This is a genomic window from Ferrovum myxofaciens (assembly GCF_000735045.1).
GTDB classification, from domain to species: domain Bacteria; phylum Pseudomonadota; class Gammaproteobacteria; order Burkholderiales; family Ferrovaceae; genus Ferrovum; species Ferrovum myxofaciens.
Genome location: NZ_JPOQ01000012.1, coordinates 1 through 12,777, shown reverse-complemented (window position 1 = coordinate 12,777; position 12,777 = coordinate 1). Strand labels below are relative to the sequence as shown.

The 12,777-nt window shown below is 56.1% G+C and carries 8 protein-coding genes; 2 read left to right on the top strand and 6 right to left on the bottom strand.

The features are described from left to right. Positions 1-291: 291 nt before the first annotated feature. The gene (locus tag IV91_RS0103080) at positions 292-2,358 is read left to right on the top strand and encodes an ATP-dependent nuclease (protein ID WP_031595928.1); all 2,067 of its coding nucleotides are present in this window, start codon (positions 292-294) and stop codon (positions 2,356-2,358) included. Continuing rightward, the gene (locus IV91_RS0103075) at positions 2,318-4,087 is read left to right on the top strand and encodes a UvrD-helicase domain-containing protein (protein ID WP_411463745.1); all 1,770 of its coding nucleotides are present in this window, start codon (positions 2,318-2,320) and stop codon (positions 4,085-4,087) included. Before IV91_RS0103080 ends, IV91_RS0103075 begins: the two co-directional genes overlap by 41 nt. A gap of 112 nt (positions 4,088-4,199) precedes the next feature. Here IV91_RS0103075 and IV91_RS0103070 read toward each other — a convergent pair whose 3' ends face one another. Genes IV91_RS0103070 through IV91_RS0103045 form a run of 6 tightly spaced genes read right to left on the bottom strand, consistent with a single transcriptional unit; the run spans position 4,200 to position 12,494 of the window. After that, positions 4,200-7,409 carry a type I restriction endonuclease subunit R gene (locus IV91_RS0103070; protein ID WP_031595924.1) on the bottom strand — a complete coding sequence of 1,070 codons (3,210 nt, stop codon included), beginning with the start codon at positions 7,407-7,409 and terminating at the stop codon, positions 4,200-4,202. Continuing rightward, the gene (locus IV91_RS0103065; protein WP_031595922.1) at positions 7,409-8,152 is read right to left on the bottom strand and encodes an abortive infection family protein; all 744 of its coding nucleotides are present in this window, start codon (positions 8,150-8,152) and stop codon (positions 7,409-7,411) included. Before IV91_RS0103065 ends, IV91_RS0103070 begins: the two co-directional genes overlap by 1 nt. Beyond that, entirely contained in the window at positions 8,149-9,381 is a 1,233-nt protein-coding gene (locus IV91_RS0103060) for a restriction endonuclease subunit S (protein ID WP_031595920.1), read from the bottom strand. The genes IV91_RS0103065 and IV91_RS0103060 overlap by 4 nt, the downstream gene beginning before the upstream one ends. Next, positions 9,371-10,924: a class I SAM-dependent DNA methyltransferase gene (locus IV91_RS0103055; protein WP_031595917.1), complete on the bottom strand. Its 1,554-nt coding sequence runs from the start codon at positions 10,922-10,924 to the stop codon at positions 9,371-9,373. Before IV91_RS0103055 ends, IV91_RS0103060 begins: the two co-directional genes overlap by 11 nt. A gap of 18 nt (positions 10,925-10,942) precedes the next feature. After that, positions 10,943-11,446, bottom strand: a complete 504-nt coding sequence (locus tag IV91_RS0103050; protein ID WP_031595915.1) for a DUF3368 domain-containing protein — start codon at positions 11,444-11,446, stop codon at positions 10,943-10,945. Next, the gene (locus tag IV91_RS0103045) at positions 11,427-12,494 is read right to left on the bottom strand and encodes a helix-turn-helix domain-containing protein (RefSeq protein WP_031595914.1); all 1,068 of its coding nucleotides are present in this window, start codon (positions 12,492-12,494) and stop codon (positions 11,427-11,429) included. The genes IV91_RS0103050 and IV91_RS0103045 overlap by 20 nt, the downstream gene beginning before the upstream one ends. Positions 12,495-12,777: the final 283 nt, after the last annotated feature.

Sequence of the window (12,777 nt, the reverse complement as noted above, 5' to 3'; positions counted from 1 at the left end):
GCCTGCTGTGGCGAATTCTCCTGCTACGCTTGGTTTCCATACCTGCTCTCCTGTGTCACAATCTGAAGAGGAGTATGCAGAAAAATTATCCGGGAAAATACAACGCCGCTGGCTTACCGCTTACTCATCGTGACCGATCACAGTACAATATAAGCGCGTAACCCCATGACCTAACCATCGGTCACGATAACCAGAATCACCGGTCATCTTCACCAGAATACGCAGCTTGCAGCGTTTCGGGTCGTCAATTAACCGGACACTAGTGATTGAAGTTCTCTTTGGAGGAGATACGTGCGTATTCATCGCGTTAAAATAAGGAACTTCCGCCTGCTGGCGGACGTTGAGCTTGTTCTGGAAGAGCAGACGACATTGATCGTCGGTCGGAACAACAGCGGCAAGACGTCGCTGTCCGAACTGATGCGCCGACTTCTGACCGACAGTGCAGCAACGTTCCAGCTCGAAGATTTTTCTAGCGCGTGCTACGACGACTTCTGTACGGCCCTTGACGCACGGAATCAAGGACTGGAGGATGATGCCATCCGCGCGCTTATTCCAGCGATTGAATTTCGCCTGAGGTGCCGCTACGACCCGGCACAACCGGAACTCGGTCCGTTGAGTCCGTTCGTAATCGATTTGGACCCGGCATGCACCGAAGCGGTGGTTGTGATTCGATACGAACTGAAGGATGGCAAGCTCGCGAGCTTGTTTGATGGTCAGTCAACCGAGCCCCTGAACAACGAAATACGCGCTGCTTTTTTCCGAGCATTGCGCGAGCGTATTCCGAATGAATTCGGCGTCAAGATATGGGCCGAAGATCCCAATGACGGAGACAACCGTCGGCAGATGCAGCCGAGCGCACTGCGCAATTTGGTAAAGACGGGGTTCATCAACGCGCAGCGCGGTTTGGATGACGTCACGTCGCGAGAGTCAGACGTTCTCGCAAAGATCGTCGAAGGCCTTTTTGCGATAGCGACATCCCCTATGGCCGATGCCGGCGACCAGTTGGTCGCCGAAACCTTGAAAACCGCTGTCCAGGACATTCAAACTCAAATCGATACGAGTTTCGGTGGACAGCTCAAAAGTCTGATCCCCACGTTGCAAAGCTTCGGCTATCCCGGTCTCGGCGGACAGGAGTTGCACACCGAAACGGTCCTTGACGTTCGCAGGCTTCTGTCGAATTTCACGAAGGTCCGCTACTCGGGCTATGGCGGCGTAGCGTTGCCAGAGTCCTACAACGGTCTGGGAGCGCGCAACCTGATCTTCATCCTCTTGCAGCTTGTCGGGTTCTATAAAGCATTCAAAGCTGAATTGACGGCCCCGGGCGTGCATTTGGTCTTCATCGAAGAGCCAGAGGCTCATCTACATCCTCAAATGCAGGAAGTTTTCATCCGGCAACTGGCCAAGATCGCACAGCAATTGGTGGCTGGTGGTGAAGACAACACGCCATGGCCTGTCCAATTCGTCGTGTCCACCCACTCATCACATGTCGCCAACGAGGCGGGTTTCGAAAGCATTCGCTACTTTCTTGGTGCGAGCGTACCGGGCGCTGCAGCGGGTGTGCGGCAAACCAAAATCAAAGATCTTCGCGAGGGCTTAAAAGGGAAGCCGGATTTCGACAAGAAATTTCTTCACCAGTACATGACGCTTACGCGGTGCGACCTGTTTTTCGCCGACAAGGCCGTGCTGGTTGAAGGACTGAGCGAGCGACTTTTGCTCCCCATCATCTTCGCGAAGCTGGAGGCAGCGGAGCCGGCCGGCCCGAAGCTGTCGAGCCAGTACACAACGGTGATGGAGGTCGGCGGCGCCTACGCGCATCTGTTCTTCGATCTGCTCGACTTTCTCGAACTTCGCAGCCTGATCATCACGGACATCGATGCCGTCGAGAAGCCTGGCGGGAAGGCATGCGCGGTCCACCAAGGCACTGCTTCCAGCAACGCCTGCCTGAAAGCTTGGTTCTCAAACGACGATCCGTTCACCCTCGCGGGTCTCGTCGCGAAGACCGACCGGGACAAGGTGAAGGGAAGAAACCGCATCGCCTACCAGTGCGCTGAATTGGCGGATGGCCCTTGCGGGCGAACCTTTGAGGATGCGTTCATTCTTGCCAATGCGGCGTTGTTTGGATTGACAGGGACGACACGGGAAGCGTTGGAACTGGAGGCGCGAAGCAATGCCTCCGAGTTGAAGAAATCTGAGTTCGCGTTGAAGCATGCAATCGCCGAGACTGGGTGGACGTCTCCAATGTACATCTTGGATGGCGTGCGCTGGCTGGCGGGCGGCGAGGTTCCTGTCCCGGATCCGGCGCTGGCTTTGGTGGTAGATGCGTCCGTGGCGCAGGCCGAAGGAGGACATAGTGCCTGATGCCGAATCGCCGGCTGAAGTCGCGAGCCGGCGCGCACTCGAAGCGATGTATGCTTGTCTTGAGGCAGGAGAAAGCTTCCGGCTGGAGGCCGGCGCTGGCGCCGGCAAGACGTACTCGCTGATCAAGGCTTTGCGCTTCTTAGTAGAACGCAATCAGCGCATCCTGCCGAGGCGGAGTCAGAAGATCGCCTGCATCACCTTCACCAATGTCGCAAAGGACGAAATCGCAGCACGCACCGACCGAAATCCATTGGTCTTTTGCGAAACGAATCATGCGTTTTGTTGGTCGTTGATCAATGGATTTCAGAAGTCGCTTCGGACACTAGTTGAAGTCATGCCGACATGGCAGGAACGCATTGTGGAGGCTGGTGGTAGCCTGGGCGGTCGAGTCATCGAATACAGCCTCGGCCATCGCTCCATTCGCGAGGGGCGTGTGTCTCTCCACCACGACGATATCCTTCCCCTCACGATCTCCCTGATGGATCATGCGAAATTCCGTCGCATAGTCACGGATCGCTTTCCGATCATTCTGGTCGATGAATACCAGGACACCGATGCTGATTGGATCGAGGCGATCAAGACGCACTTTCTGGGACAGCCTGGATCACCTCTCTTTGGATTCTTTGGAGACCATTGGCAGAAAATTTACGGCAACGGTTGCGGCAAGCTAGAACACCCTGACGTGACGGAGATCGGAAAAGAGGCCAACTTCCGATCAGTCAAGACAATCGTCGATTGCCTCAACCGGATGCGGCCAGAGCTTCGCCAGTTCGTTGAGGACCCGGCGGCTGTGGGACGTGTGCGCGTGTTCCACACAGGGAACTGGACGGGGCAGCGCCAGACAGGAGCCCATTGGGGTGGTGATCTGCCTTCGCCTGAAGGTCATGACGCACTTGAACGCGTTAAGGCGAATCTTGTTGAAGATGGATGGGACCTGTCGCCCAGCGATACGAAGATCCTCATGCTGACGCACCGGTTGCTGGCGAGTGAGCAAGGCTATTCGAGCTTGCCCGCCACGTTTCGGTTCAAAGAATCCTTCACAAAGAAAGAGGACGCCCATATCGCATTCTTTGTCGATGAATTGGAACCGGCTTGCGATGCGTTCGTTGCGCGCAAATATGGGGCGATGTTCGAGGCGCTGGGTGGCGCGGTGCCATTGATGCGTAGCCACGCCGACAAGGCCTTTTGGAACGAAGCGATGACGGGCCTGGTCGCTTTGCGTGAAACCGGCACGGTTGGTCAGATCGTCGACTATCTGCGCGCCCAGCGCCGACCGCGTCTCCCAGAGGCTATAGAGAAGCGCGAACGGGATCTACGCACCTTCGACCGGACTGCTGGAATCGAGATGCCGCCGGCCCTTGCGGAGCTGGAAAAGTTCCGCGAAGTTCCTTATGTCGAGGTCAAGGCGCTTCGCAGTTATCTCGACGGACATTCACCTTTCGAGACAAAGCACGGCGTCAAGGGAGCAGAATTCGAGAATGTCCTCGTGGTCATCGGTCGAGGTTGGAATCAATACAACTTCGGGGAGATGTTAGAACTTGCGGGTGCGCAAGTCGTGCCCGCTGCGAAGCAGGCTGCATTCGAGCGGAACCGCAACCTGTTCTACGTCGCCTGCTCCAGGCCGAAGCGCCGACTCGCGCTTCTCTTCACCCAGCAGTTGTCGCCGATGGCACTGAGAACTCTTGAGCACTGGTTCGGGGCTGATGTGATCGAGACGCTGCGGCTTTGACCTCGGTAAAGAGCCAAGGATAGCCGTTGACATAATGGGTGGAAACCATTGGACGCTGTTTCCACGCCTAATATGGGGAATTTTACACGCTGCTTGACACAGTAGTCTTCATTCATTGGCTGCTCTTGCCAGATCTCGGCATGCTCCATGTCCACGACAAGGCCTCGGCCTGCTGCAGTACCGTTTGCACTGCCGCGTCCTGCAAATCAGGCGGGTAGCCATACTTGCGCAGAATGCGCTTCACCAGAACTCGCATTCGTGCGCGGGCAGAATCACGATGTGCCCAATCCACCGATACGTTCTCGCGCAGGCTGACTAATAACTCGTGCGCGATGAGTTTCAGTTTGTCGTCACCCATCATTTGAATGGCGCTCTCGTTCTCGGCCAGCGCGTCGTAGAAGGCAATTTCATCCTCGGACAAGCCTTGTTCTTCACCTCGCTGGCGCGCTGCCCTGATATCCTTGGCGAGGTCGATCAACTCCTGCAAAACCTCAGCGGTGGTGATGGCATTGGCGTGATACCGCGCGACCGCATCTTCCAAGCGCTCCGAGAAAGCCTTGGTCTGCACAACGTTGGATTTGCTGCGGGAGCGGATGCCGTCGTTGATCAACTTCCTTAACGCTTCGAGCGCGAGGTTCTTGCGCTCCATCTGCTGAACTTCGGCCAGGAACTCGTCTGACAAGATCGAGATATCCGGGCTCTTGATCCCGGCAGCAGCGAGGATGTCGACTATCTCGGTGGAAACTACGGCGCGACTCACGATCTGCTGGATTGCCAGTTCGCGCTCTTGCTGAGTCACGCCCGACCCGGTACTGCTCTTCACCAGCGCCGCGCGAATCGCCTGGAAGAAGCCCACTTCCTCTCGGATTTCGCGGGCCTCGTCGGACGCCGATGCAAGGGAGAACGCCTTGGACAGAGCCAGCACAGCATCCTGATAACGGCGATGTGCGTCCTTCTTGCCCTCCTGGGTTTTCTCCTTCGCGGCCAGCTTTTGCTGCAGGTCGAGAATCCACTCAATTGCACCAGCCATCATTGCCAAGCGTTCTTGAGGTGTTCCACCCAACGCTGAGGCGTAGTCGAACCCGTGGTACATGTCGCGCACGACTTCGTATTTTTCCATCAGCACGGCGATGGCCTGCGACTCGTCGACGCCGGTATTTTCCTGGTCGTTCTTCGAGTATTGCTGAAGCGCCGATTTCAGGTTCTGGGCGATACCGATGTAGTCGACGATCAACCCGGCAGGTTTGTCGCGGAACACACGATTCACCCGCGCAATCGCCTGCATCAAGCCGTGTCCCTGCATCGGCTTGTCCACGTACATCGTGTGCATGCAGGGCGCATCAAACCCGGTAAGCCACATATCTCGCACGATCACCAACTTGAGCGGGTCTTTGGCATCGCGCGCGCGCTTGGCCAGCAGATCGCGGCGGGCCTTGTTGCCGATGTGCTGTTGCCATTCTTCGGGGTCGCTGGCAGCGCCCGTCATCACAATCTTGACCACCCCCGCGCTGTCATCGGTACTGTGCCAGTCCGGACGGAGCTTCACGATCTCGTCATACAGTTTCACGCAGATACGACGGCTCATGCACACCACCATCGCTTTTCCATCCAGCGCAGCAACGCGATCCTCGAGGTGGGTGACCATGTCCTGCGCAACCAGCGCGAGGCGTTTGTCGCTGCCCACCAAGGCTTCCACTGTCGACCATTTGCGCTTGAAGCGTTCCTGTTCAACCTCCGGATCGTCCTCTGTGAGTTCGTTGACCTCGGCATCGATTTTCAGCTTCTCGTCCTCATCAAGTTCAATGCGAGCGAGCCGCGACTCATAGTAGATCGGCACCGTCGCGCCGTCCTCGACGGCTCGGCTGATATCGTAAACGTCGATGTAATTGCCGAACACCGCCGGGGTATTTACATCGTCGGCCTCAATTGGCGTGCCGGTAAAGCCAATGAACGACGCGTTGGGCAGTGCATCGCGCAGGTATTTGGCGAACCCGTAGGAAATCTCCCCCGTTTTGGCATCCACCTTGGCACGAAAGCCATATTGGCTGCGGTGCGCTTCATCAGCGATCACAACCACATTGCGACGGTCTGTCAGCGCCTGACTTGTCTCGCCAAACTTTTGCAAAGTTGTAAAAATAACGCCGCCAGATGCCCGCGCCAAAAGTTTAGTCAAGTCTTCGCGGCTGTCAGCCTGTACCGGTGTTTGCCGAATCAGGTCGCGGCACATCGAGAAGGTGGCGAACAACTGGTCATCGAGATCGTTACGGTCGGTCAGCACTACGAGCGTTGGATTGGCCATCGCCGGATGTTTGACCAGCTGCCCGGCGTAGAACGCCATCAACAGACTTTTGCCGGAGCCTTGTGTGTGCCAGATTACCCCAGCTCTTCTGTCACCTTTGGCTTGGGTCTTGACGCTGGGTAAGCCGTAGTCGCGCGGATCTTCTTGCACGCCCTGCCATTGGCTTGATGCGCGAAGGGTCGAATCGACCGCGCGGATGACTGCGTGAAACTGGTGATAGCCCGCGATGATCTTCGCCAAGCCCGAGCCCGTCTCACCGAAGACCGTAAAGTGGCAGAGCATGTCGAGCAAGCGGCGCTGCTCAAAAACGCCTTCGATCAATGTCGAGAGTTCGGGCGCACCTTTCGGTGCAACGTCTTTGCCGTCGGTCGTGCGCCATGGCATGAACCGCTCCAGGTCGGCAGACAGCGAGCCGACGCGGGCGGTGATCCCATCCGATGTCACTAGCAGTGCGTTGGTATTGAATAGCGCCGGGATCTGCTTCTTGTAGGTCTGCAGCTGGTTGAAAGCCCCGACCAATGTTGCGTTCCCGCTGCCGGGAGCCTTCAGCTCGATCACGCCCAGCGGCAGGCCATTAACGAACACCACCACGTCTGGGCGGCGGTTGTATTGCCCGGCGATCACCACGAACTGGCTCACCACCAGCCAATCGTTCTGCTCTGGCCGCTCGAAGTTGATGAGGGAAACCTTGCCTGCGGTCAGTGTTCCGTCGTCGGCGTAATACTCGACGTCGACGCCCTCAGTCATCAGTTTGTGGATACGGCGGTTCTCTTCAAGCATTAACGGCAGCTCGGACTGCATCACCTTGCGGATCGCATCCTGACGCGCATCCAATGGCATCCCCGGATTGAGCAACGCAACGGCGTTCTCCAAGCGCTTCTTCAGCACGACCACATCGTGACTGTCACGCTCAGGGCGATGGCCATCGGGGCCGATATTTTCTTCTTGCTCGATGCTGTAGCCCAGCCCTCGCAGTTGCTCTAGTAGTGCTAGCTCAACGGCTGCCTCAGACAAAAACGCCATTACGGTTCTCCTTGTTCTTTGACGGGCTCCACGACCGGAGCTGGCGCCCCGCGCGCAGCGTTCAACGCCTCGACATAGGCATCCCGATCCAGTTGGTAAAGCAAGCGGCTGACTTCGATGTTGAGCGGTAGCTCGTCGCCGCCCGGCAGCAAAAAACGTAAGATGGGGGAGTCGCCGTCCTCAGCGTCTACCGCCAGACCCACTTGCGCATCGATCAGTGCGTTGTCCGCCGCGAACCGCTCCCAGGGCTCGCGTGAATTGATCGGATCGAGTTGCACCTCCAGATATGCCTGGTGCAGAAAGGTCACAATCGCATCCGCTGCAAGGATTGCCGCGCGACGGTGATAAACGGTCAGGGCTTGGATGAACCCATCCTTCCCGTGGCTCAATGGCCCTGCGTCATTTCTCAGTACACGGAGAGACTCTGCCAAACCATTGTGGTGCTTGATCAAATCGGCGAATTTCCTGTCCCTGACATCGCCACGTCTTAACACCCGAGTTGCAGCAGACACCCATTCAGTGATTGGTGCCTCATCACGTGGCTTCAGCGGAGACGTTGGGTCGTCGAGCTGGTCGATAACCACCCGACAAACACACTCCACGAGTCCCTTTGCTGCATCAATCGAAGCGTCGCTCTCGCTCTCAAGGCTTGTTTGCAACGCTTCAAATGTGTGCTGAAGCATTGGCGCATTACGCCAATGCGCGCAAGCCTCGCGGATGCCGGGGCACCAGTCAAAACTCATATCACTGCCCCTGCGATTCGCGCTGCATCCTTCACCCGCAATTCACCGGAGACGAGTTTTGGTAGCAGAGTGTCGCGCAGGGCTGCGAGACTGCGGGATTCGAGTTCGTTATGGATTGCTTCGTCAATGAGCGGAGCCATCACACAATCGAATTCTTTCAATGCGTCTTGATCTGGGCAAATCGTCATCGCTGACTTGAGATGGCCGCGCTGGATATGCCCCATAGTCGTTGCCTTAGACGCAGCGATAGATTGAAACTCTTCGAGGTGGTAATGCACCCAATGGCTCACAAACCACATCGGGTATCGCTCGGAAGTTACTTTGAATAAGTGCTGGTTCAGTGCGCCTTCACCTTCAGTCCAGAATTTTGCCAACAGACTCCCAGACCAAGAAAATAGGAAATCGCCGTCCTTGATGATGTATTTTTCGGGTACATCGCGTGATGCGCGGTCGCTCTTATGGCTGACGCCGTTGCGGAGCTCCGCAATTTTGATCACTGGCAAGCTATCGGTAGGATCAGTCGCTGGGAATTTTTGCAACGCAAGACCGTTGAGAAACGCTGCAATCTCATCAAGTGGCTTCACCTCCCATCCTTCCGGAATTTCGCCTAGTTCCGAATCCACAAGACGGCTGGGGAAAAGTACGCAAAGATCGGCAGGCAAACCCGGCAGGGAATCCCCACTCTGCCAGCGGGCGTCCATCTTTGCACGCACCGGTTCAAAGTCCACGAACCACGATTTGAACAAGGCACGGGCTATCGCCTCAAGGGTTTCGTTCCTCTGACGGTTGAGTTCGATCTTGTCGTCCAGCGTGCCGAGGATGTGAGCTATAGCGCGCTGTTCGGTCTTAGGTGGCACGTCCAACTCGAGCATATAGACCGCAGCACGAGTGGTTGAAGGGATTGGCGAACCATCGTCAACCTCACCGAGTTTGTAATGCTTGACTGCGTAGTAAAGCCAGCGCATATCCAAATCTGTCTTGGGCACCAAATAATACGCGGTGTCAATGACCCAGAACGGATGACGCCAGAACTCAACCCCGCGATACGCCCCTTTGCGACCGAGCACAACGCCCGGCCCTTGAGTGAGAGCTTCAGCAGTCCAACCAATCGGGCCGTTCGAACCAAAAACGCGGTACTTGCCATGTGTTTGGCTGTAGCCTCGGATTGCCTTGCCATATTCGAGTGTGACCTCGTCACCCCAGCTTGATGAACGCCACTCAGCCGCCATATCCAAGCTCCATCAGGTTTGCATCGATTGCCGCGTTGAGTTTTGCGGCCTGCACGCGTTGATCGCGCCACTGCTGACTCAGTCGCGTCATCTTTTCCTCAAACGGTTCGCCATCATCTTCCTGAGTCTCGGCACCGACATACCGCCCAGGCGTGAGCACATGGCCGTGCTTGCGGATGTCATCCAGAGTTCCCGCTTTGCAGAATCCCGGCACATCGGCATACTCGCCCAATCCCGGCTCACCGCGCCAAGAGTGATAGGCATTGGCAATCTTCTGCACATCGGAGTCAGTTAGTTCCCGCCGAGTTCGATCTACCAGCACGCCCATCTTGCGCGCGTCAATGAAAAGGATTTCGCCGCGCCTGTCACGCCAACCGTTTCCCGGATTCTTGTTGCGGGCTAGGTACCACAAGCAGGCGGGAATCTGGGTCGAGTAGAAGAGCTGGCCTGGCAGGGCAACCATGCAATCCACGACGTCCTTCTCGACCATCTCGCGGCGAATGTCGCCCTCACTGGACTGCGTGGAGGACATCGAGCCGTTGGCCAGAACCACACCCGCAGTTCCATTGGGCGCAAGGTGATGAACGATGTGCTGCAACCAAGCGTAGTTAGCGTTGCCAACCGGGGGAGCGCCGAACTTCCAGCGCACGTCTTCCCGCAGTCGGTCGCCGCCCCAGTCGGAAATATTGAACGGTGGATTCGCGAGGATGTAGTCGGCCTTGAGGTCGCGCAGCTCGTCCTTGTGAAAACTACCTTCGTTATTCCAGCGAATATCCGAATCAATCCCGCGCACCGCAAGGTTCATCTTGGCTAGCCGCCAAGTGACATAGTTCGACTCCTGGCCGTAGATGGCGATGTCTCCAATGCGGCCGCCGTGCTCCTGCACGAACTTTTCGGACTGGACAAACATCCCGCCTGAGCCGCAGCACGGGTCATAGATGCGGCCTTGGTAGGGTTCCAGCATTTCGACCAACACGCGCACAACGGAGCGCGGCGTGTAGAACTCGCCGCCGCGCTTGCCTTCAGCACCTGCGAACTGGCCAAGGAAATATTCGTACACACGCCCCAGGATGTCGCGGGATGCGTGGCCTTCTTCATTGAGGGCGATGCCAGAGATCAGATCGATCAGTTCGCCGAGCATTACCTTGTTGAGCGCAGGACGGGCGTAGTCCTTGGGCAGGACGCTCTTGAGTGACTCGTTGTCTTTTTCGATGGCGCGCATCGCATCATCGATCAGCGTGCCAATGGTCGGCAGCTTGGCGTTGGCTTGCAGGTGCGACCAGCGAGCGTCCTTCGGAACCCAGAAAACATTGTCGGCGAGGTATTCGTCCTTGTCCTCGGCCGCATGAGGGTCTTCTGCCAGTAGCGCTTTGTGCCTCGCCTCGAAGGCGTCTGAGATGTATTTCAGGAAGATGAGCCCGAGCGCGACGTGCTTGTAATCGGACGGCTCCATATTGCCGCGCAGCTTGTCGGCTGCCTTGAACATCTCGGCCTCAAAGCCAAGGTTGCCGCCGTTACTGTTTTTGTTATCGCCGTTGGCCATGCTGATATACTCCTGATTTCATTCATCCACTGGTGGTGCTGTTTCCAGCATGACCAACATTTGTTCTGCCTTATCCCAAGGGAGCCTTCGGCCATGTTCTTGCATGCGCTGATAAGCGCTACGAGCGACATGTACTGAAATTTTCCCCGTTTTCACCATTTCGTTGACGAGCCACAAGGTGCCTCGTACTTCGATGTTTTCCGCCTCTGACGCGGACTTTAAATCTTTGTCGCCTGTTAGCAGTGGGCATTCTTCGCTCGCCGCCAGCACGAGTGCAAACAGATCGTTGCGGCTTGGTCTCGGATATTGTGCAGCCAATTCCACTACGCGAGCCACCATTACTTCATCGAGATCCCGCACTACCAGCCCCATGTCCAACAGATAGCCATGCTGGTCATCCAGTTCCTCATAAAAGAGGATGTCTGGCACAGCAAACTGATATTCGAGACTAAACAAAGGCGCAACAAGCCCACCGAACTCAATATCAATCAGGATATTCGCATCACTGATGAGAAGCAGCATCACTTCCCTCCAGAGATCGAATTGTCTGGAAAACAGTGAGCGACATTTTCATGAGTTCAGCCGCTTTGGACTCGCCGATGTAGTCTTCCCCGAGTGCATGAAAAACCAGTTGCTCGAAGATATGAGCTTTTTCTGGCGGGTACGGCTTGCCTGGCTCGGTGACGTGCCATCCCTTGATCCGGAATAGCTTGGCTTGTTCATCCCGCCACGCAGGGGAAATGACGCCTAAATCACGCGCACGATAGAGAATACCAGCCATGCTTAGGCCAAATTCCTCCTTCAGCAGGGCAAGTTCCTTCGGCTCGATGTAACTGCGATGACTGCCGAGTTCCTGCAATACAGATTTGCGAGGAATCAGAAATGCCCCAGCGAAGCGATTGCAAGCCAATTCCTCATTGAGTTCATCAGTCAAACGGCCAGCCAGCATCAGGTGTCCAAGCTCATGGGCGATCGTAAACCGCTGGCGATCACCGGGCCAGTTGCTGCCGACGACAATGATGGGCATTTGGTTAACAGTCGCAGCAAGACCATCGAATTTAGGATCGGCATTAGTATCGATCATGAAAACACGGATGCCATGAGTTTCCAATATATCGATTAGGTCGGGGATGGGGTCGTATCCGAGATCCCATGCCTTGCGAACTTCCTCGGCAGCATCCTCGATCTGAGCCAAATTACTCACTTGCTTCGGCAGACCGTGGACTGGCGCAAATGGAGCGACTGGCGGCGACGGAAACAGGTTTTCGAGTTCGATGCGACGTTCGATCTGATCAATCACTTCGTGCTCAATGGCTTCTAGCCGTTTTTTCGGCAGAGTGCTACGTTTGCGGTACTCGATGCGATCGAGCGCCACCGTTTCCGGGCGGAAGAAATATTCCGTGCGCACATTCAGCGCACGAGCCAGCTTAAGCAGTGTCGTCGAGGGCGGAGTGGCTTGCTCGTCCTCGTACTTCTTGATGGCAGCGTGCGTAAGCCCAACTTGGGCACCAAGGTCGCGCAAGGACAAGCCTGCCGCTTTGCGAGCCCGATATAGCCGTTGGCCGATCATGTCCGATTCCCCTTTGGTTGTTTACACATTTATTGATTATAGTATAATTTGTAAACCGCAGTCTAGGCTCATCGAATTGTGTTCGGGATGGAATGAGGAAATATTGGGAAGACTGACGCATACCGAAATTAAATTTTGGGGGGAACATGCATACAGATAAGGTAACTACTCGCCCCCTAATTCACCAGCCAAAGCCATTTGAATGGCAATCATGGGATTGACCCCTTTGTAAGCCATGGTTTGCAGGTAACTGGTGATGCGGCAATAGGCATGGGCATAGATT